This is a genomic window from Rouxiella badensis, from assembly GCF_026967515.2.
Taxonomy (GTDB): Bacteria; Pseudomonadota; Gammaproteobacteria; order Enterobacterales; family Enterobacteriaceae; genus Rouxiella; species Rouxiella badensis.
On sequence record NZ_CP114062.1, the window covers coordinates 1,607,070 to 1,629,037 of the forward strand.

A 21,968-nucleotide genomic window follows, 5' to 3' on the forward strand; every position below is an offset into this window, starting at 1 on the left:
CAGGTTAGCCCACGGTTTTCACCGTGGGCCGGGTAGCCTGCACGTAGAACATTTCATCCATTGCTGCGTGGACTAGTGCCCGCCGTGACTATTTTTGCCACCTTTTTTACCGGCTTCACTTGCGTGCTCACGGTCATCAGCGAAGTTACCTGCGCCTTTTTTACCGCCTTTTTTGCCCGCTTCTGAAGTTTTGTTGTGATCGTCCGTACCTGATCCACCACGATGTTCGGCCATAATATCCTCCTATCGGATTTGTTCCATCATAATGACAGGGTCTTCCTTTTTCAGAGTAACATCCTGTTATTGACCCAATCTAAGAGCACGATGCTCGGAGTTAATAATAGTTGACCGCCCATTCATGTCAAAAATTGCGCAAAACTATTTTATAAAAAACCCACAACCTTTTAATTTTAAAATAAAAACAATTTTAAATATTTTATCGATATATTTAGATATTCTTAAATAACCAAAAAATTAAAATAAAGATGAAAGCTTAGCGTGTTTTTTGATAAGTTATTCTGTTTTTAAACTATTAAAAAAAACGTAGCAACTTATCCGTTAGTCCTTTATTTTTAAATGACTTAGCATGGCATGACCTATTACCTCATTTCCTGCCTTGAGCACATTCTCTCCCGCACCTTTTAAGTCTTCATATTTTTTGTTCTGTCCGAGCTTCATCGAGGCGGTGATATCGGTAATTTTTATCTCGACGCCGACAATCGCCTTTAGCATGGCGGCGATATAATCTGCGGGGGCATCGGCAAGCCGCCACGGAGAGGACTGCGTTGATTCCTGCCTGTCAGTGAGGCTAGCCAGCATCTCGCGCAGGAAAGCCTCATCGTGGTGAAAGTGAATATGCCCTCGAACATGTACTGCACGGTAGTTCCAGGTCGGCACCTCGCGATGAGTTTTATGCTTGCCTGGATACCAGTTTGGTGAAATATAGGCGTCCCCGGCCTGGAATACCACCAGCACTTCCGCGCCATTGGGGACGTTCTTCCACACCGGATTAGCACGCGCGACGTGCGCGCGCAGGCTATCACCTGACGCCGCATTTTTGGCTATCTCGAAGGGAATATGTACTGCATCAAGCCCTGGATCGCCGTAGGTTATCATCGTTCCCAAGGGATATTTTTCCATTAATTCATATAAAAATTCGCTTCTCGACTCTTTATAAGGCGCAGCAACGTACATGTTTTATCTCCCAATCAAAGAAAAAATAGGCGCAGGATGCCGGAATTCACGACAAATTATCGCGATAGTGGTTTACTGTTAAGGTCCACTTTCAATAAAAATGGCTAAGCCAGATAACCTCAAGAACAGTCCAGGATGCCTAGAAAAGCCAAGACGATAGATATTCCCGCCATCGGTGAGCTAAACCGCCAGGCCGGTCAACTCAGCCTGCAGCTGGCGCGTGCCTTGAAAAAAGCTATCCAGCGTGGCGAACTCAAAGCCGGTGACCCACTGCCCTCGACTCGGACACTGGCGTCTTCGCTGAGGCTGGCACGCGGCACGGTCATTGAGGCATTTGAACAACTCATCGCCGAAGGTTTCTTCGAGGCGGTGAGAGGCTCGGGGACGCGGGTGGCCAACGAGCTCTCCGAGCTTTCCTCGCCGGTTACCCCGCGGGGAAAAGACCTGGAGCAGCCCCCGGCGCTCTCTGCTCAGGCAGAGCGCTACGCACTTGCCGGCGGGAAAATCAAACTGCTGGAACCGGTGCCCTTTGCCGTTTCCGTTCCTGCTGGCAGCACGTTGCCCGATGATATCTGGCGGCGTCTGGGCAATCGCATTCGTGCCAAAGGCCCCGGCGCTCCATCAGGCTATGCGTCTCCCGCAGGCGCGCTTCCTTTGCGTGAAGCCATTGCCGAATACGTGCGAAAATCGCGTTCGGTGCACTGCACCCCCGAACAGGTCATCATTGCCGCGGGCACTCAGCAGGGTCTCTATCTTTCCAGTCAGGTGCTGCTTGATGCCGGGGAGAAGGTCTGGGTTGAAGATCCTGCCTATCACGGTATCACCTCCATTTTTGAAACCACCGGCCGTCAGGCGCAGATGATCCGCGTCCCTCTTGATGTCGAAGGGCTCAACGTTACCCGCGGGATTGAGCTTTGCGCAGACGCCAAAGCTGCGTTTGTCACCCCTTCGCATCAGTATCCGGTCGGCATGCCAATGAGCATGGCGCGTCGTCTTGCCCTTATCGACTGGGCCAAGGCCAATCGTTCATGGATTGTCGAAGACGACTATGACACTGAGCTGCGGTACGCTGGGCATCCGTTCCCCTCTTTGCAGGGGCTGTCCCCAGAGCGGGTTATCTATCTCGGCACTTTCAGCAAAATACTCTTTCCTTCGCTGCGACTTGGCTATGTGGTGGTCCCCGAGCCGTTGGTCGATGCCTATCTGGGCGCAAGAATGTTGATCGACCGTCACCCCCCCAGCGCCGATCAGTACGTGCTGGCCAGCTTTATGGCAGAGGGACACCTTGACCGACACATTCGCAGAATGCGCGGCGTGTATGCCGAAAAACGAGAGGTGCTGATAAACGCCGTGATAAGGCATATGGCGCCGGAGCTGGCGGTGCTTCAACCGGGCGATCAGGGAATGCATATGGTGCTGTGGCTACACAAGGGGATACGTGATGTGGAGGTTGTTCAATACGCTATCGCGGCGGGCGTTTCGGTGCGCGCGGTATCGCCGATGTACTCAGCGGGCAACGAGAGGTCTGGACTTATCCTCGGGCTAGGCGGCTTTACCGATGAAGCCATTATCGGCGCGGTTAAGAAACTCGCCGCGATAATTCAGCGCATAGCGCCTTAAAACAAAAGCATGGCCCCGCCGCTGCTACCGGTGCGCCGACGGAGCCGATGCTCAGCGTGAAAACCTTTTTGCGCCAAACACGCAAACCAGCACGCCAGCCATGATGGCTATCATCGAGGGTTCGATGGTTTCATGCAGCACCCATCCCGCCAGCGCAAGTCCGAAGAAAGGCTGCAACAGCTGGAGTTGTCCTACAGAAGCAATGCCGCCCATCGCCAGACCGCGATACCAGAAAATAAATCCGACCCACATACTCAATATCGACACATAGGCCAGCGCGATCCAGGCCTGAGGTGACACCACTGGCCAGGCGTGCGGGGCGGTATAGAGCATCGCGCCCGCGCTTAACGGCAATGAGATCACTAGCGCCCAAGAAATGACCTGCCAACCGCCGAGCACTCTCGACAACACGCCACCCTCGGCGTAGCCCAGTCCGCAGAGCAGAATAGCAGCAATCATCAGCATATCGCCGGTCAACGAACCCGCCGATCCATGCTGCATTGCGTAGCCTGCCACCAGAACGGCACCTAAAATCGAGAACAGCCAGAAGCCCAACCTTGGCCGCTCACCGCCGCGCAGCACGCCAAAACAGGCGGTAGATAAAGGAAGTAAGCCAATATAGACCAGAGAATGAGCCGACGTGGTATGCTGCAGGGCAAGTGCGGTTAAAAGCGGGAATCCTATGACTACCCCGGCCGCCACAAACAGCAGCGGCACCCGCGTTTTACGCCCCGGACGTGCCTGTCGGGTGAAGGTAAGAACACTCAGCGCCAACAGTGCGGCAATCACCGCTCTGGCCGCCGTCAGAAACAGCGGATCAAACTCCATCACCGCAATGCGCGTCGCGGGAAGCGATCCGCTAAAAATCAGCATCCCGATGAAACCGTTTATCCAGCCGCGAGGGGTTGTTTCTACCCTTCCTGAACCTACCGAAATCGTTTGTGCTTTACTCTCCATTATTACCCTGCTCCTTGATTGTCGAAGCAGAGATTCTCAGCCAAAAAGTGGATTAGGGTAAGAACCACTTTAGGACAAAATGAACGAGCCAGAATACCGTAACACCTTGGAGAAAGGGCTTTCACTGCTACAATGAGTCTATATGGCTATTTTTTGACCTAGCCGCTTTCAACGCCGTGCAATTCGGCCTCGCTCACCTCTTGTTGTGCGTACTCATTACGTTTCTTATGCTCGATCCTCTTGCGTACGCGCGAGGAAATTTTCTTGAAAATGGCTTTCGTTCAATGGATTAAGAACAGAAGAGATCCCCAGGCTTCACAGGGAACAACACCCGCACAGCGCAAGGACGGCAGCGAAGTTGCCCCCCTCGCCGCAGAAATTTTTTCCATCGACCAGATGGAGCGGTTCGGAGAGAAACTGGCTCAATCGCACAAGCTTTCGACCAGAAAGGCGCCCTACTATTTGCTGAACCGGCTCACCGAGAGTGAAAAGATCCTCTCGGACAACTGTAACGTTCTCAGCGCCGGGGGAGACAAAAGTATCGCACCCGCCGGTGAGTGGCTGCTCGATAACTTCTACCTGATTGAAGAACACATCAGGCTGGTGCGCCAGCTGTTGCCTAAAAACTTCGGTATGGGGCTGCCCACGCTGGTTAGCCCACAGAGTTGTCCGCGTATTTACGACATCGCCACCGAGGCTATTGCCCACAGCGATGGCCATTGGGACGCTTGTACCCTGACGCGCTTTATCAATGCCTACCAGCAGGTAACCCCGCTGCGACTCGGCGAGCTATGGGCTTTTCCGGGAATGCTGCGCCTGGCACTTATCGAAAACCTGCGGCGTATCAGTATCGAGGTAACCCAGGCGCAGCGCGAACGTAATCTTGCCGAAAGCTGGGCCAACAAGATGCAGCAAAGCGCGGAGAACGATCCGGCCGGTCTCATCATCGTGATTGCCGATATGGCACGCAGCAACCCGCCGCGCACCAACGCGTTTGTTGCCGAACTGGTGCGCCGTCTTCAGGGACACGGTTCAATGCTGGCGCTGCCGCTGACCTGGATTGAACAACGACTCGCCGACGTTGGCTTAACCTCCGCCGAACTCATCGTGCGCTTCAATCAGCAGCTGGCGCTGAGCCAACTGTCGGTGAGCAACAGCATTGCGGGACTGCGTAAGCTGAACGAGATGAACTGGGCTGACTTTGCCGAGAGCGTCTCGGTGGTTGAAAAGGTGCTGCACGAGGATCCGGCCGGAATTTATCCGGCCATGTCTTTCGCCACCCGTGATAACTATCGTCACGTCATCGAGAAACTGGCACGCCATTGCCCGTTTAGCGAAGAGGAAATCGCCCGGCATGTCATCGGGATGAGTCAGCGCTCTCCAGAAGGCAGCCAACAGCACGTCGGGTACTATCTGGTCGATTCCGGACGCAGCGAGCTCGAAAAAACGCTGAATATCCGCTATTCATTGATGAACTATTTCCGTCATCAGATGAACAAAACGCCCCTGCTGTCGTGGCTTGGCAGCCTGAGTCTGCTTATCACCGCCCTGACCGCTAATTTACTGTTCGAGAGCGATCAGAGCGGGATGGGCTGGACGATGTGGCTCCTGCTGCTGCCGATTGTCATTATGTGCAGCCAGTTCACCATGGACCTGCTTAATGAAACCGCCAGCCGCAGCCGCACGCCTCGCGCACTGCCGAAAATGGACTTTTCACTGCATATCCCTGAAGAATGCGCCACGTTGGTTGCCGTTCCCTGCCTGCTGGGCAGTCGAAGCGGCATTGACAAGCTGATAGAAAGCCTTGAGGTTTGCTATCTGGGCAATACTCATCAGCATCTCTATTTCGCGCTCATCGCCGACTTTTTTGACAGCAAGACCGCTATTTTGCAACTCGATCAGCAGTTGCTCAACTACGCCAGCAACCGCATTATTCAGCTCAACCGCCGCTATGACGCCGACCATAACGCCCGCTTCACGCTGCTGCATCGCGAGAGTCAGCTCAATGTTTCGCAGGGCGTATGGATGGGCTATGAAAGAAAACGCGGCAAGCTGAGCGCCCTGAACCGCTGGCTGCTCGGGGAGGAGAGTACGTTTACCACCCTGGTCGGCGCAACTCAGGCCCAGCTTTCATACGTTCGCTATGTCATTACGCTCGACAGCGACACGCTGCTACCTCGCGACCACGCACATCAGCTGGTTGCGGCGATGGCGCACCCGCTTAATCGTCCGGTCTATGACCCGGCGCTAAAAAGAGTGGTCAAAGGTTATAGCATTCTCCAGCCGCGGCTCGCCGAGGAGATCCCCCGCTACGGGCAGAGTCGTTACGCTGCCGTGTGCAGCAGTCTGCCGGGCACTGACCCTTATACCTCGATGTCATCCGATATTTATCAGGATATCTTCGGTGAAGGATCATTCGTCGGCAAAGGCATTTACGACGTGGCGATGTTTACCCGCGCGACCGACAATACCTGCCCTGAGAATCTGGTGTTAAGCCACGACTTGCTCGAGGGTTGCTATGCTCGCTCCGGGGTACTGAGCGACGTGGTGCTGTATGAGCAGTATCCCGCCAACTATCTGGTTGACGTTGCGCGGCGAACCCGCTGGATACGCGGTGACTGGCAGTTGCTAAACTGGCTGCGGCTGCGCGTAGAACAGGCCGACGGAACCCGCTGCCCGAACCCGTTAAGCATGCTGTCACGCTGGAAACTGCTCGATAACCTGCGGCGGAGCCTCGCCGCCCCCGCGTTACTGATGATGCTGTTTGCTGCACTGTTGCTGGCGCCCAACACGCTTTACTGGCTGCTGTTTATCACCACCCTTTTGCTGTTGCCGAGTGCGGCCGCGCTGGCACTGAACCTGTTGAACAAAGGTGCGCAGGTGCAGCTTTTGCCGCATATAAAATCGGTCGCGCTCGGTATTTTATCGCGGCTGGCACGCATCGGTATCTATCTTGCCACCCTGCCGCATGAAAGCGCTTATACCTTAAAGGCCATTGTAGTGACCCTCTGGCGGCTTAACGTTAGCCATCGTCGGCTGCATGAATGGGCCAGCAGTGGGCAGGACGGCAAGCCACAGTTTCTGCTGTCAGCAGAAAACCTGTATCGCATCATGTGGGTTAACCCACTCGCGGGTGTGCTTATCATGGCATTGACCCAGCACATCAATCCGCCGTTTTTGCCGGTTTCGATGGCGTTAGGCCTGCTGTGGATAGTGGCCCCGCTGCTGCTCGGCTGGCTCAGTCGCAAGCCAGAAAAACCCAAGGCTGAAATTGATTGCACCCAGCGCACCTTCCTGCGGCGCACTAGCCGCGAGACCTGGTCCTATTTCTCCACCTTTGTGAATCAGCAGGAAAACTGGCTGCCACCGGATAACTACCAGGAAGTGCCTGAGCCGAAGATTGCTCACCGCACCTCACCGACCAATATTGGCCTTTCCCTGCTGGCGAATTTAACGGCAATGGACTTTGGCTATATCACACAGGGGGAACTGCTTCAGCGCACTAACCTTACGCTGGATACGCTGGACAAGCTCGAGCACTACCGGGGTCACCTTTATAACTGGTATGACACGCGTACCCTTCAGCCGCTCAATCCACGCTATATCTCGAGCGTTGACAGCGGCAATCTGGCCGGACATTTATTGGTGCTGTCCACCGGTATCGCTGCGCTTCGCCATCAGCCGGTTATCGACATCAAACAGGTTCTGACGGGCCTCGAAGATACCCTGCTGCTGATTGAGAATGAGGCTAACCCGCTACAGCGCGAAGGCCTGAGCCTGATGCGCCAACGTTGGGCCAAGGCCGTGCAGCGCCCTGTTCACAGGGTTTATCCCGAGCTCGAAGCCATGCTGGGCATTGCGACAGACCTGTTGCAGCATAATGGCACCGAGAGCCTCGGGTTGCGCGAGCTTCACCGCCAGCTGGAGGCATTTTGCACCGAGTGGTCGCAGCTGTTCGCCTGGATGAAGAACGAGCCACGGGACAAAAAACTGCCTTCGCTGCTGTGGTTGTCGCAGCTGGAGAATAAAGTACCGGGTCTGGATCAGGCGCTGATTGAGGAGACCGCCCATCTGGCGCGACAGCGACTGGTGTTGATTAACGAGCTTGAACTGCGTCTCACCGATCACGCCCGTATGGATTTCCACTTCCTGTATAAGAAAGAAACCCAACTGCTGAGCGTGGGCTATAACTGTGACACTAACAAACTCGACGGCGGTAACTATGACCTGTTACCGTCAGAGATTCGCCTGACCAGCTATTTCGCTATCGCGACCAACCAGCTGCCGTTGAAGAGCTGGTTTGCGCTGGGGCGGCTGTTTACGCTGATCGACAGACAGCCGTCGCTGATGTCGTGGAGCGGTTCGATGTTCGAATATCTGATGCCGCAGCTGGTGATGCCAACCTACCCAGACTCTCTGCTGCTGCAAATGGGCCGCACCGCCGTTGCCCGCCAAATTGCCTGGGGGCAAGAAAACGACGTCCCGTGGGGCATCTCCGAATCGGCCTACGCGGCCTTCGACGCCGCCCAAAACTACCAGTATCGCGCTTTCGGCGTGCCGGGGTTAGGGCTGAAACGCGGTTTGGGCGAGGACATGGTCATCGCGCCCTATGCTTCGGTGATGGCGCTGATGGTCAAACCGCAGCAGGCCTGTGACAACCTGCTGCGCCTTGAAACTCTTGGTGCACGCGGTAAGTATGGCTTTTATGAGGCGCTGGACTACTCGCGATCGCGGCTCAATCACGAAGAAAACTTCTCGCTGGTGCGCACCTACATGGCGCACCATCAGGGCATGAGCCTGCTCGCGCTGTCTCACACTCTGCTCGATGCACCGATGGTTGAGCGCTTCGTAAAGAATCCTTCCTTCCAGTCGGCCCTGCTGCTGTTGCAGGAACGCGTGCCGGACGCACCGACCATGTACAGTCCACGCAGGCAGTTTGACACCATTGATGCGCTGCAATCGGTTAGTGTCGAACCGCGGCAGTTCACGCGCGTTGACACGCCAACGCCAGAGGTTCAGCTACTGTCGAACACCCAATATCACCTGATGTTGACACAGTCAGGCGGTGGCTACAGCACCTGGCGAGATTTGGCCCTGACCCGCTGGCGTGCAGACGCAACGCGCGATAACTACGGCACTTTCTGCTATATCTCTGACCCAAACACCGGTGAAGTGGTGAGTAATACCTGGCAGCCGGCGGGGAAGAAAAACGGACAATACCAGGTGGTGTTTACCGACGCCGCCGCCGAGTTCACCCGCATTGAAGGCTCGCTGAGCATTCAAACCAAAATCGTGGTCTCACCGGAAGATGACGTCGAGATTCGGCGTTTGACCCTGACACATCGTGGGCGTCAACCGCGCATCGTCGAGATAACCACCTACGCAGAGGTGGTACTCGCGCCTTTGGCTAACGACATGGCGCACCGGGCCTTTAGTAACTTGTTTGTCCAGACCGAGCTGGTGCCTGACAGAGAAGGCATTCTCTGTCATCGCCGCCCGCGTGAAGAAAACGAGGACTGCCCGTGGTTGTTCCACATGACCGCTATTCACGGCGAGACGGAGCGTGAGACCTCCTTCTCCACCGACCGTGCGGCCTTTGTCGGACGCGGCCGGACACCGTCATCCCCTCTGGCGATGAGCCGTTCAGGATTGCTCGATAACAGCGCCGGTGCGGTACTCGACCCCATTCTCGCTATCCGCCAGCAGGTTGAACTCAAGCCCGGGATCCCGCTGGTCGTTGACCTGGTCTACGGCATTGCGGAAACACGTTTGCAGAGCCTGTCGATGATGGAAAAATACCGCGACAACAACATCGCCGACCGCGTATTTGCCATCGCACGCTCGCACAGCCAGGTGGCGCTGCGCCAGATTAACGCGACCGAAGAGCAGGCCAACCTGTACAACCAGCTTGCCGGTGCGATTATCTTCCCTAGCGCCGAGATGCGACCAGATGCCTTGATCCTCAGCCGCAACCGGCGTGGACAGTCTGCCTTGTGGAGCCATTCGCTTTCCGGCGACCTGCCTATCGTGTTGCTTTCCATCACCCAAACTGAAAATATCGCACTGGTGACTACGCTTATCCAGGCCCACAGTTACTGGAGAATGAAAGGGTTACCGGTAGATTTGGTTATCCTCAATGATTCCCATGAGGGCTATCAGCAGGACCTGCATAACGAAATTCTCGACCGCATCGCCGTGGGTTCTGAGTCCGGGCTTATTGACAAAAATGGCGGAATATTCGTGCGTATTACCGAGCACATTCCGCCAGAAGACCTGATGCTTTTGATGAGCGTGGCCGCCGTCGCTATCGACGATCGCAACGGCGAGCTCACTGACCGAATGAGCAAAAAAATGCAGCCGCTGATTCATATGCAGCCAAAGCTTGAAACGCTGAAAAATCTCCCTCCGCTCGCCAGCCCTGCGCGCGAGTTTCCGACCGACTCGTTGGCGTTCTATAACGGGCTGGGGGGATTCTCACCCGACGGTCGTGAATACCAGATTGTGCTTCGACCTGGTCAGGATACGCCGGCCCCCTGGGCCAACGTGCTGGCCAACGACAACTTTGGCAGTGTGATTTCAGAATCTGGGCAGGCCTATACCTGGTTCGAAAATGCCCACGAGTATCGGCTTACGCCTTGGGAGAATGACCCCGTCAGCGACAGCGGGGGTGAGGCGTTTTATCTGCGTGACGAAGAGAGCGGCGAAATCTGGTCACCGATGCCGCAGCCGGTGCGTACCGACGGCGACTACCTCTGCCGCCACGGATTTGGTTATAGCGTCTTTGAGCATCGTCATTTGGGCATCGACAGCGAAATGACCGTGCTGGTGGACGAGAACGCCGCGGTGAAACTGTTTATTCTGACGCTAAGCAACCTTTCCGGCAGAACGCGCAAGCTCTCAGCCACCGGCTACGTTGAATGGGTATTGGCCGACCTGCGCGCGAAATCTGAAATGCACATCGCTACCCGAGTCGCCGAGGTCAACCTCGGCTGCGGCGTGCTGGCCACCAACTATTACGGCACCCCCGAAAGCGAACGCACCGCCTTTTTCGCTGTCACCGGCGTTCACTGTTCGGTCACCGGTGACCGCCGTGAATTTTTAGGGCGCAACGGCTCGCTGGCCGCACCTGCCGCCCTGCAACAGGAAAGGCTTTCCAACAAAACCGGTTCCGCGCTCGACGCCTGTGCGGCGGTCCAGTCTGCGACCAAACTTATCGACGGCGACAGACGAACGCTGGTGTTCGCACTCGGCGTAGGCAAAAACGTTCAGGAGGCCGGTGAGTTAATTCAGCAATTCCTGAATCAAGAGTCTGCCCGTAAAGCACTGTGTCAGACTCACCATCACTGGCACCAAAAGCTCGACAAAATTCAGGTCACCACGCCAGAACCCGCGGTGAATCTGCTGGTCAACGGCTGGCTTATCTATCAGACCCTCGCGAGCAGGATTATGGCGCGCAGCGGCTATTATCAGTCCGGCGGTGCCTTTGGCTTCCGCGACCAACTACAGGACACTCTCGCGCTGGCTCACGCCGCGCCCGAGAGGATGCGCGAACAAATCTTACTCTGCGCCTCACGTCAGTTTCTGGAGGGCGACGTACAACACTGGTGGCATCCACCGTCCGGTAAAGGTGTGCGCACGCGCTGTTCCGACGACTACCTGTGGCTGCCGCTGGCCATCTGTCATTATGTTGAGGTAACTCAGGACGTTGACGTGGTCCACCAGCCCGTGGCCTATCTCGAGACGCGGCTGCTGGCCGCCGACGAGGAGTCATTCTATGGCCAGCCTCAGCTCAGTCCGCAGAGTGAATCGCTGTTTGAGCACGGCGTGCGGGCGATTAAATACGGTCTGAAATTTGGTGAACACGGACTTCCATTGATGGGCAGCGGCGACTGGAACGACGGCATGAACAACGTGGGCATTAAAGGGCTCGGTGAAAGCGTGTGGCTTGGATTCTTCCTTCTCAAGGTTCTGCAAAACTTCGCCCTGCTCGCCGACAAGCTCGGTCAGACCGACATCATCGCTCTCTGCGGTCAACAGGCCGCTCAACTGAAGAAAAACCTTCACGACCACGCCTGGGACGGTGAGTGGTATTTGCGCGGCTATTTCGACAGCGGAGAAACGCTGGGGTCACACCTTAACCCCGAGTGCCAAATCGATGCTATCGCGCAAAGTTGGGCGGTGCTTGCGGGCGCAGAGGATGCCGAACGGACCCAGCGGGCGATGCATGCGCTTGACCAACGCCTGGTTGATGAAAACGCGGGGCTGATCAAACTGCTGACCCCACCGTTCGACGATAAAGGCCCGAATCCGGGTTATATTCGCGGTTATCTGCCCGGTGTACGCGAAAACGGTGGGCAATACACCCACGGTGCGATTTGGGCGGTGATGGCCTTTGCAGAGATGGGAGAAACGCGTCGCGCATGGCAGCTGTTGGCCGCCATCAACCCTATCAACCACAGCCTGACCCGCGAAGCCGCAGAACGCTATAAGGTTGAACCTTACGTGATGACAGCTGACATCTACAGCGTCACGCCACACGTTGGGCGCGGCGGCTGGAGCTGGTATACCGGCTCGGCCGGCTGGGCCTATCGGCTGATAGTCGAGTCACTGCTGGGCATTACGCGTCACGGCGACTGCATTGCCATCAATACACAGCTTCCCGACCACTGGCCGCAGGTGACGCTCACTTATCAACAAGGCAGCAGTCAGTATCAGATAACCGTGAAACGCGCTGAGGACGAGCGACGCGTGACGCTCGACGGCCAACCTTTGTCTGACAGGATGATCCCCGTCAAAGACGACGGCAGTTCTCACGTCGTAGAAGTCTGGGTCTAGACAAAAAGCAGTCTGTGTTCACACCCCAAAAGTCTCAGGGCAGGCCGGGCGGTCTGCCCCTGAGCCACACTCTTCAGTAACCATGGCATTTTTCTTTCTTTCGACAACGGTCGGTTGCTTAGCGTTTATGGCTAAGCCGTCGCGCGATAGTCAACCGGTGTTGCCCTACTCCAGCCAATTTCCGGGGCAATAAGCGTGATGAAGTCGGTCAGAATCTGCTTATACTCGTCGATATTGAACTCATACGGCAGCTCGATGCGCAGCTCTTCAACCTCCTGCAGCAACGGATCCTGATGAAGCTGTTCGAGAATTTGGTCGGCGCTTCCGACCAGGTCTGGTGAAAACAGCGTACGGCGTTCGCCCTGTGGGGAGAGCGTGCGCGCATGACGTGAGGCCGCAAAATCGGCGTAGCGCTTGCGGGTCGCCGCATCGGCGCTGTCGAACGGCACTACGACTCTACCGCGTGCTATGCGCGGTGTTCGCACTGCGTTGGCTGGCAATGCCGAACGAAAAGCCTCAATTTGGCGCAGTTGCGCGGTGTAATAATCGTCGGTTCCCTCACCCGAGGTGAGATTGCCAATTAACAGATTCAGGTTCTGCGACCCCGCCCATTTTACGGAACGCAGCGAACCGCCGCCGTACCACAGGCGGTCGGTCAGTCCCGGCGCATAAGGCTGCAATCTTGGGCGTTGGCGATTACCGGGAGACTCGATAAAACTCTCTTTGTCACCAAGGTAGCGACCGCTCAGGTTGTCGATAAGCCGCGTAACGCGATGATACGAAAAGTCCTGCGCTCGCCAGTGGTCATCGAAAACCTCAGGCCCTAACAGCTCGGCATGAGCAGGTTGACCGGCGCTTAAGCCGACGTTCAAACGTCCGTGCGACAGCACGTCCACCGTCGACAGGTCCTCCGCCAGTCTGAACGGGCTTTCGTAGCCAACCTGAATGACCGCCGTACCCAGCTCGATGGTGCTGGTACGCTGACTGGCGGCGGCCAGGAAGGTACTGGCCGACGAAACGCCGTGCTCGAGATGGCGTTGGCGAACCCAGGCACCGTTGTAGCCCAGCCGTTCACCGGTCTCAAACAGCTGTAGAGTCTCTTCAAGACCTTGCCAGGGTGCGTCATCGGGGTAATTGCCGGGCGTGAGGAAAGCGAGATGAGAAATGTTGAGCTGCGTCATAAACGGTTGTCCCTAAGTGTGAAAATCAAAGTTCGGCCATTATGCGTAACAGAATTTACAAAGTTAAATGCATAAAACGGCGATGCTTAGCACAAATAGAAGATAAAAAAACCCGCCAAACGGCGGGTAAAAGAGACCACGACTTCTGCTGGGGAGGCAGTATTATTATTAGTATTCGGTATCACGAAACGCGATGACGCAATCACCCGTCGTGATGCAACGCGGTTACGGATAAAGTCCCCGGTCCTTACGCGCCATAAGAATACGCTCACAGGCTACGGCATAGGCGGCAGTACGCAGTGTCACGCTCAGGCTTTCAGCCTTGTTCCACACTGCGGACAATGCGTCTTTCATGATGCAGTCGAGCCGCTGATTAATCTCTTCCTCGCTCCAAAAGAAGCTCGAGAAATCCTGAACCCATTCGAAATAACTGACGGTAACGCCACCGGCATTGCAGATGACATCAGGCACCACGGTAATCTGGCGCTGGCGCAAAATATCATCGGCGGCAGGCAGCGTCGGTCCGTTAGCGCCTTCCAGCACCAGTCGACAGTTGAGCGCTCTGGCGCGCTCCACGGTGATTTGCCCTTCGAGCGCGGCCGGTATCAGGATATCGAACGCTTTAAGCCAGAAATCACGGTCACGTATCGACTCGGCCTGAGTGAATCCGGCAATGCTGCCATGCTCGCGCTGCCACGCTAATAAAGCCGGAATATCAATACCTTCTTCTCGATAGAGGCTACCGCTATGGTCCTGAATTGCGACAATACGCGCACCCTGCTGATAGAAAAGCTCGGCAGAAATACTGCCGACGTTACCGAGCCCCTGCACGGCCACGCGACTGGTTGCAACGTCCAGCCCAATGCGCGCCGCCGCCGCCATGCCGGTAACAAATACCCCACGGCCGGTCGCTTTCACGCGCCCCAGCGACCCACCGAGATGAACCGGTTTGCCGGTCACGACGCCGGTGGTGGTCGCACCGACGTTCATCGAATAGGTGTCCATCATCCAGGCCATGACCTGCGCATTGGTGCCAACGTCGGGCGCGGGAATATCCTGCTGCGGCCCAATGATGTTGCCAATCTCGCTGGTATAGCGGCGAGTCAGCCTCTCAAGCTCTTTCACCGAAAGCTCACGGGGATCGACGCGCACCCCGCCTTTGGCACCGCCAAACGGCAGATTGAGCGCGGCACTTTTAATGGTCATCCAGGCAGAAAGCGCCATCACCTCCTCCAGCGTGACGTCAGGATGAAAACGCACGCCGCCCTTGCCCGGTCCCCGCGAGAGATTATGCTGCACCCGATATCCTTCGAAGTGGCGGACCGAGCCGTCGTCCATCTCCAGCGGGATATCGACTATCAAGGCTCTTTTAGGGTGACGCAGCGTGTCCGCCCAACGGGTCAGGTCACCGAGGTAGGGCAGCACGCGTTCAACCTGCGCCAAATAGGTTGCCCAGGCGGAATCTGCATCGTCCGAAACGTAAGAAAGCGCAGTCATTATTTAACCTCTTAATTTAGGGGGCTCATCATTCAGGCGAACAAAGTCCTCACCGGTGAGTGATAATAAAAATGTGTGTTATTTTTTAACGACTATTCAGTAAGCTATTCAGGTAGATAACAGATTCTGCCCCTTGCCGCAGGGCGCGCCTGCGGCAAGGGACGGTATTATTTAACGCGATAATCTTCCACAGAGAATGAATTGGCGTGTGCGAAGCCCTGTAGTCCGCCAATAAGTACCGACATCAGCTGGCTTCCCACCTGTTTTTCACTCAGCCCAACGGTATCCAACAGGTCAAAAATCTCACGTGGGTCAAAAAGAATGTTCCACAGGAACACGGCTTTATCACCGATATCCGGAAGGCTCATTTCCGCCATCGCGTCACGCAAGGCCGGACGGACAGAATTAGCCTGCACCAGCAGGTATTCCGCGCCTTCCCACAGACGTTCGAGATAGCCCCGGCGGTTACGCATCGGCACCATCGCCGCGCCGCGCTGCCGCACCAGTTTTATCCAGTAGCGGCTGACCTTTTCAAGCCTTTCGAGGCCGCTACCGGTCTGCTCCTGACTGTATTCAAGCAGCAGCTGACCCACTTCCTGACGGTAGGTGTTCAACACCTCTTCAACCGAGGCAAACTGGCGATAGGCAGTCGCAACGGAAACCCCGGCTTCGTTGGCGATTTCCGTCATGCTGATAGGGCCTTCCGAGACTTCAAACAGCCGCGCACCAGCCTGGATCAAGTTTTTTCGATTCCTTTCGGTATCACTACGCATGGTTTTTGCCATTTCACTCTCTGCCTTGTTTCAATCTGTACTTACGCCATTAGTGGAATGTCCAATAATGAATCAACCCAGTGATGCCAGCCCGCGCTTGAGCCGCTTGACCCCTTCGGCAATCGCCTCTTTGCTGGCGGCGTAGGAAAGGCGAAGATGCCCTTCTCCCGCTGCACCAAACTCACTGCCCGGACGCACGGCGATACCCTGTTCGCGCAGCAGTGCCACCATATCGATCGCCGGAATAGGCAACGAATATGACGGGAAGCAGTAAAATGCGCCTTCCGGTTCGTTAAGTTTTAAACCGGGGATGGCCTGCAGGCCTTCCATCATCAGAATGCGGCGTTCACGGTAAACATCATACATACGTTTGACATCATCCTTGCACTCCTTCAGCGCCACAACCGCCGCACGCTGGACGGCGGTGTTGACCGAGCCGTTAACGGAATTGTGCACGCGGGCGGCGGCGGCAATCATATCAGCCGGACCAGCAAGATAACCTACGCGCCAACCTGTCATGGCATAACTTTTTGAAAAGGTTTGGCAAAACAGCGTACGGCCGCGGAACGCTGGCACCTGCAACACCGAAGTAAACGGCTTGCCGTTAAACACCAGGTCGCTGTAGGCCTCATCGGCGATGACCAGCGTATCGTGCTGATTTACCAGACGGCCCAGGGTCTCAATCTCTTCACGCGTATGCACGATACCGGTCGGATTGCCTGGGTTACAGAAGACGAACAGCTTCGCGCCCTCGAGGCAGTGGTCAAGCAGCTCGAGGTCCCAGTGCAGGTCCGCCTTGCACGGCATTGGCACGCAAATTCCGCCTGCCATGTTAACCAGATCGGCGTACAGAGAATAGGTCGGATCGGGGATAACGACACGATCGCCTGGATTCACCATCGACAGAATCGCCGCCGCCAACCCTGCGGTACCGCCGTGGGTGACCAGCACTTCGCCCGGTTTCACCGGATACCCCGACTGGGCCGAAACCTCTTCTGCCAGAGCTTCACACAGCAGTTTGTCCCCCAGCAACGGCGCATAGTGCGTAAAACCGTTTTTCAGGGCGTCGGCCGCCGCCTGCACGATGCGCGGCGGGGTATCAAAATCTGGCTCGCCCATCGCCAGCGAGACCATATCGCCGCTGGAGGCTGGCTGCTGCACGCGTAAAGAAGTGCGTTCGATACGTAATACAGCCTCGGAGGCCGTGAATTTTTTAGCTAAAGAAGACATGTTTCACCCTTAATTTTTGCAAGTTCGGCGAAGGCTCACCACCCTTGAACGTTTCGCCGAAAGATGATTATTTGGCTGATAAATCAGCCGGTGCACCCTTCCAGCGGCTCAGCTCGAGGTCGCCCGAAATATCACGCATAAAGGTAGGCGCGACGATCAGTTCTTCAATCACCGTGCGGGCTGGCAGCCCAGCGCAGAGTACCACTGCCTCGGCGACGTCCTCCGGCTGCACCATGTTGTCGCGAATACTTTGCGTTGGCGGATTCGCGCGGTTATCCATAATCGGGGTATTTACCTCGCCCGGCAGGATGCAGGTTGAACGGATGCCGTCGTTGCGGAAGGTATTGTGCAGGTAAGTCATAAAGTTGCGCACGCCAGCCTTGGCCGCCCCGTAAGCCGCACCGCCCAGCAGGTTTGGACGCAGCGCCGCCAGCGACGACACGGTGATGATGGTGCCATTCTTCTGCGCCAACATGCCGGGCAGCACCGCCTGTGTCAGCAGAAACACGGCCTTGAGGTTGACGTCCTGCACCTGTTGCCACTCCTCTTCTTCAATCCAGCGCGCATTCAGCGTTTTGCTGGCGCTGCCAGCGTTATTAACCAGAATATCGACCGTGCCAAGCTCGCCGTTGACCCAGCTAATCAGCGCCTGAACCTCGTCCTTATTTTCGATATGCGTCGCACAGCTCCAGGCCTGACCGCCGTTTTCGCGAATGCCGCGCGCCACGCCTTCAAGCACCTCTTTACGACGCCCCACCAGCACCACCTTCGCACCGCGCGACGCCAGCAGCTCTGCCGAGCTCTTGCCAATCCCGCTGCCTGCACCGGTAACGATGATGACTTTTCCTTGTAATGAATCCATGTTCAGCCCCTTGCCAATTCTTCGATAGTGACGTCGTAGTCGCGCAGTGCGCCTTCTTCGGTGATGTAGCCTTCCTGCAAATCAAACAGAATGGCCGCTTTGCTGCGTTCAGCAACCGGGCTTTTACCGCCGCCGCCTGGCATCTGAATCGTGACCTCATCCCCCGGGAACACGTCGTGACGACCGACCGGTTTTTCCAGCTGTTTGCCGTTGATGGCAATAAAGTTAGGCGCACCTGCTTCACCGCCCAGTACGCCCTGCGCCGGATGCTTTTGACGCGAATAGAACATGCTGTGCGAGAGTGGGAATTTGCTGGTGTTGCGGATCACCATGCGCTGGGCCACGCCGCCGCGATAGCGACCTGCGCCTCCGGAGTCCGGCACGATGGATTTTTCGGTAAACAGCAGCGGCGTCGCGGACTCGATAAGCTCGACCGGCGTCGATGACATGTTGCCCGGAAAACCGGTCACGATTCCGTCGGCAGAAGGCCGCGCGCCAGTACCGCCGTTAACGCAAAGGCTTTCAACAAAGCGGCGGCCGTCGTCAAACTGACCGGCGAAAACGTCACAGGTCACCGGCGCACTGCCGGAATGGCCCATCACGCGCTCGGGCATGATTTCTGAAAGCGCGGTAAAGATGGCGGCGTGCGCCATGTGTCCTACGCGGTTACGCATTTCCACCGCGCACGGCGGACGGGCGTTAGCGATAGAACCTACCGGCGCGGTCACGGTGATCGACTTAAAGCAGCCTTCGTTGTTCGGCAGATGCGGCTCCAGCAGGCACTTCAGCGGATAAACGCTGTAGGCGTAGGTAAACGACATCGGGCAGTTGCTGCCAAACAGGGATTCGGCGGACGAACCGGCGTAGTCAATCGTGATGTTGCTGCCGTCGACAATCACCGCCACGTTAAGGTGAATGTCGCCTTCGTAATCGCCAATATCGACCGCCGCCTCATAACGTCCGTCCGGCACCGCCTCAATCGCCTTGCGCATCGCGTTTTCAGTCAGGGAATGGATTTTCTCCGCCAGCGGCTCTACCGAGTCGAGCTTCAGGTCATCCATCAGGCCTAGCAGGCCGTTGGCACCAATCTGGTTGGCAGCAAGCATTGCGTGCAGGTCGCCCTCCACCTGATCCGGTGAGCGCACGTTAGCCAGCAGCAGGTCCAGCAGCTGCTGATTCACCTCGCCCTCGAGCATCAGTTTGCTTGGCGGGATCAGGAAGCCCTCTTCAAACATGTCGCGCGACGAGCCCATATTCAGCGAGCCGCCGATGTCGGACATGTGTGCCGCCGAGCCGGTGAACGCCACCAGTTTACCGTCGCGGAACACCGGCGTGACAATGGTGACGTCGTTCAGGTGGCCGGTTCCCAGCCAGGGATCATTGGTAATCAGGCTGTCGCCCGGCTTGAGCGTCTCGGCCGGATATTTCGCCAGCAGATGACGCACCGTCGCCGGTAAGGTCCCGATAAACACCGGAACGCTGGTTTTTGGCTGCGCCAGCGAATTGCCTTTGGCGTCCATCAGCAGGCAAGAATAGTCGCCTACCTCACGAATAATGCTTGAGAAGGCCATGTTGACCAGCGTCGCGGCCGCCTCCTCAGAGATACTGACCAGACGGTCCCAGGTGATCCTCAGGCTGATCGGGTCATTCAGAAAACGCAGGTTATCAGGGGTTGAGGTCGTCATTATTTCAGCTCCATCAGAATATTGCCTTGTTCATCAAGCATGGCGGACGCACCGGGTCCGACATAAATCGCACACTCTTTCTCCTGCAATAATGCAGGGCCATCAATCCAGGCATGAGTGACCATTAGGCTACGCGGCACGACGCGACAATCGCTGAACCCTTCGTCGCGGCCCAGATAAACGGCAAGGGTTTTCTCCTGCGCGCCCTCGTCTGGCTGAGCCTGCTTGTCGCTGGTATTCATCTGCGGTGGCGTGGTTTGAACGCGGCCACGCCAGTTGACCACTTCCACGCCCTGTCCTTTCAGCGTACGGCCAAAGCGAGCAAAATGGGCGTCTTCGAAGGCGGCAATCAGTGCGTCAACGTCACCCTGTTCGATAAAGGATCCCGGCAGGCTGACGGTCAGCTCCGAGCCTTGTCCGACGTAGCGCACGTCGGCCAGTTTTTGCGTGCTGGCGGTAGCCGGTTCTACGTTGGCTGCGGCCAGTGTGGTAAAGGCTTCATCAAACCCTTCGGCGAAAGTACGATGCACGGCCGCCATGTCGATACCGGGCTGTAGACGGCAGCGATCGCTGCGCACGAAGTCGGCGCTCGGCGGTGCAGTCAGCAGTCCAAAGGCGGAATACACGCCAGCACCATTCGGGAAATAGACCTTTTTAACGCTCAGAATCTTGGCAAGTGACCAGGCGTGGCTCGGGCCTGCGCCACCAAAGGCCAGCATGGTCATCTGGTGCGGGCTGACGTTTTTCTCAACGGAGTGCGTGCGCAGCGCCTCGGCCATTTTGCTGTTGGCCACTTCGTGAATGCCCCACGCCGCGTCTTCGATGCTCAGGCCCAAAGGCTCGGCAATACGCGAAATAGCCTTGCGGGCGGCAGCAACGTCGAGGGTCATCCGCCCACCGAGGAAGGCGTCTGGGTCAAGCAGGCCGAGGACCAGATTGGCGTCGGTAACGGTAGGCAACTCGCCGCCACGTCCATAGCAGGCCGGCCCTGGGTAGGCACTGGCGCTTTCGGGACCTATTTCCAGCAGGCCGAGCGAATCAACGCGCGCAATACTGCCGCCGCCCGCACCGATTTCAATCATGTCGACCACCGGCAGTTTCACCGGCAACCCGCTGCCTTTCAACAGACGGTCGGCGCGCCCGACCTCATAGTCGGTCGTAATGGAAGGTTCGCCGTTGCGCACAACGCAGGCCTTCGCCGTGGTGCCGCCCATATCAAATGCCAGCACCTGGCTGTGACCGTTCTTACGGGCAAACGCGGCGGTAGCCACGATACCCCCCGCAGGACCGGACTCGATGATGCGGGTGGGAAAGTCCGCCGCGACCTGCGGAGCCATCAGGCCACCGTTGGAGCCCATCACCAGCCAGTCGCAAATGAAACCGCCGTCGCGCAGCTTCTGCTCAAGACGCGCCATGTAGTTGCGAGCTTTGGGCTGCACGAAGGCGTTCATGGCGGTCAACACGCCACGGTCATATTCGCGAATTTCGCGGGAAACTTTGTGCGACACCGAAATTGAAACCCCCGGCAGTTCGCGACTCAAAATGGCTTCGATGCGATTCTCATGTTCGGGCCAGGCGTAGGCATGCATACAGAGCACGGCCACGGCCTCGTAGCCCTCATCGCGCAGTTTTGCCGCCAACGTGACCACTTCCTGCTCGTCCAACGGTGTGACAACGTCACCTTTACTGGTCAGGCGTTCATTGATTTCATAGGCCTGTGAACGGGGGATTAACGGCGCGGCAGGTGCACCGTTAAGGTCATAAATGTCATAGCGATATTCACGCCCCAGCACCAGAACATCACGAAAACCTTGGGTGACGACGAAGGCGGTTTTCGCGCCGCGTCTTTCCAGCAGTGCGTTAATCGCAAGCGTAGTCCCGTGAGTAATCGTCTGGATCTCGCTGGCCTCAAGCCCTGCCATCTCGACCAACTGAGTCAGACCGGTATAAGCCCCCTCGGACGGATCGTGCGGCGTAGTCAACGTTTTATGACGAAGCGCGACGCCTGTTTCGTCGTTTAGCAGCACCAGATCTGTAAACGTGCCGCCAATATCAAATCCCATTCGCCATGTTGACGTGTGTTTCATAATTACCTCGACAGATGTTCAGTTGCTCTGATAACGCATTCGGGGTC

12 protein-coding genes are annotated in these 21,968 nt (G+C 56.7%); 2 read left to right on the plus strand and 10 right to left on the minus strand.

From position 1 onward, the window contains the following. Positions 1 to 72: 72 nt before the first annotated feature. Together O1V65_RS07595 and O1V65_RS07600 are read right to left on the minus strand one after the other, a co-directional pair. Complete coding sequence (locus O1V65_RS07595; RefSeq protein WP_084912536.1) at positions 73 to 234, minus strand: con-10 family general stress protein; 162 nt, start codon at positions 232 to 234, stop codon at positions 73 to 75. 324 nt (positions 235 to 558) lie between these two features. Then, on the minus strand, positions 559 to 1,194 hold the full coding sequence (locus O1V65_RS07600) for an FMN-binding negative transcriptional regulator (RefSeq protein ID WP_017491760.1): 636 nt from the start codon (positions 1,192 to 1,194) through the stop codon (positions 559 to 561). Between the two features lie 135 nt (positions 1,195 to 1,329). Between O1V65_RS07600 and pdxR the strand changes: the two genes are divergently transcribed. Beyond that, complete coding sequence (pdxR, locus tag O1V65_RS07605; RefSeq protein WP_084912538.1) at positions 1,330 to 2,814, plus strand: MocR-like pyridoxine biosynthesis transcription factor PdxR; 1,485 nt, start codon at positions 1,330 to 1,332, stop codon at positions 2,812 to 2,814. Between the two features lie 51 nt (positions 2,815 to 2,865). Here pdxR and O1V65_RS07610 read toward each other — a convergent pair whose 3' ends face one another. Further along, positions 2,866 to 3,771 carry a DMT family transporter gene (locus tag O1V65_RS07610; RefSeq protein ID WP_269130384.1) on the minus strand — a complete coding sequence of 302 codons (906 nt, stop codon included), beginning with the start codon at positions 3,769 to 3,771 and terminating at the stop codon, positions 2,866 to 2,868. Positions 3,772 to 4,035: 264 nt separating this feature from the next. Here O1V65_RS07610 and O1V65_RS07615 point away from each other — a divergent pair, with 264 nt between their 5' ends. Further along, positions 4,036 to 12,606, plus strand: a complete 8,571-nt coding sequence (locus O1V65_RS07615; RefSeq protein ID WP_420066647.1) for a glycoside hydrolase family 94 protein — start codon at positions 4,036 to 4,038, stop codon at positions 12,604 to 12,606. 131 nt (positions 12,607 to 12,737) lie between these two features. On the opposite strand, the gene O1V65_RS07620 is transcribed toward O1V65_RS07615, so the two are convergent. The 7 genes from O1V65_RS07620 to O1V65_RS07650 all read right to left on the minus strand — a co-directional run bounded on the left by O1V65_RS07620 (position 12,738) and on the right by O1V65_RS07650 (position 21,921). Continuing rightward, entirely contained in the window at positions 12,738 to 13,787 is a 1,050-nt protein-coding gene (locus O1V65_RS07620; RefSeq protein ID WP_269130385.1) for an LLM class flavin-dependent oxidoreductase, read from the minus strand. Between the two features lie 225 nt (positions 13,788 to 14,012). Next, positions 14,013 to 15,284: a Glu/Leu/Phe/Val family dehydrogenase gene (locus tag O1V65_RS07625; protein ID WP_017491754.1), complete on the minus strand. Its 1,272-nt coding sequence runs from the start codon at positions 15,282 to 15,284 to the stop codon at positions 14,013 to 14,015. Positions 15,285 to 15,451: 167 nt separating this feature from the next. Then, positions 15,452 to 16,024, minus strand: a complete 573-nt coding sequence (locus tag O1V65_RS07630) for a TetR/AcrR family transcriptional regulator (RefSeq protein ID WP_225741477.1) — start codon at positions 16,022 to 16,024, stop codon at positions 15,452 to 15,454. Positions 16,025 to 16,129: 105 nt separating this feature from the next. Next, positions 16,130 to 17,287, minus strand: a complete 1,158-nt coding sequence (locus O1V65_RS07635) for a pyridoxal phosphate-dependent aminotransferase (protein ID WP_017491752.1) — start codon at positions 17,285 to 17,287, stop codon at positions 16,130 to 16,132. A 67-nt stretch (positions 17,288 to 17,354) separates the two neighbouring features. Then, a complete protein-coding gene (locus tag O1V65_RS07640) occupies positions 17,355 to 18,149 on the minus strand; it encodes an SDR family oxidoreductase (protein WP_017491751.1) in 795 nt (264 codons plus the stop codon). Positions 18,150 to 18,151: 2 nt separating this feature from the next. Continuing rightward, on the minus strand, positions 18,152 to 19,834 hold the full coding sequence (locus tag O1V65_RS07645) for a hydantoinase B/oxoprolinase family protein (RefSeq protein ID WP_269130386.1): 1,683 nt from the start codon (positions 19,832 to 19,834) through the stop codon (positions 18,152 to 18,154). Then, complete coding sequence (locus tag O1V65_RS07650) at positions 19,834 to 21,921, minus strand: hydantoinase/oxoprolinase family protein (RefSeq protein ID WP_026110512.1); 2,088 nt, start codon at positions 21,919 to 21,921, stop codon at positions 19,834 to 19,836. Before O1V65_RS07650 ends, O1V65_RS07645 begins: the two co-directional genes overlap by 1 nt. Between the last annotated feature and the right edge of the window lie 47 nt (positions 21,922 to 21,968).

Coding starts and splice junctions, on each gene's coding strand:
- pdxR (WP_084912538.1), top strand. CDS start 1,330: ATGCCTAGAAAAGCCAAGACGATAGATATTCCCGCCATCGGTGAGCTA.
- O1V65_RS07635 (WP_017491752.1), bottom strand. CDS start 17,287: ATGTCTTCTTTAGCTAAAAAATTCACGGCCTCCGAGGCTGTATTACGT.
- O1V65_RS07600 (WP_017491760.1), bottom strand. CDS start 1,194: ATGTACGTTGCTGCGCCTTATAAAGAGTCGAGAAGCGAATTTTTATAT.
- O1V65_RS07610 (WP_269130384.1), bottom strand. CDS start 3,771: ATGGAGAGTAAAGCACAAACGATTTCGGTAGGTTCAGGAAGGGTAGAA.
- O1V65_RS07645 (WP_269130386.1), bottom strand. CDS start 19,834: ATGACGACCTCAACCCCTGATAACCTGCGTTTTCTGAATGACCCGATC.
- O1V65_RS07595 (WP_084912536.1), bottom strand. CDS start 234: ATGGCCGAACATCGTGGTGGATCAGGTACGGACGATCACAACAAAACT.
- O1V65_RS07640 (WP_017491751.1), bottom strand. CDS start 18,149: ATGGATTCATTACAAGGAAAAGTCATCATCGTTACCGGTGCAGGCAGC.
- O1V65_RS07650 (WP_026110512.1), bottom strand. CDS start 21,921: ATGAAACACACGTCAACATGGCGAATGGGATTTGATATTGGCGGCACG.
- O1V65_RS07625 (WP_017491754.1), bottom strand. CDS start 15,284: ATGACTGCGCTTTCTTACGTTTCGGACGATGCAGATTCCGCCTGGGCA.
- O1V65_RS07620 (WP_269130385.1), bottom strand. CDS start 13,787: ATGACGCAGCTCAACATTTCTCATCTCGCTTTCCTCACGCCCGGCAAT.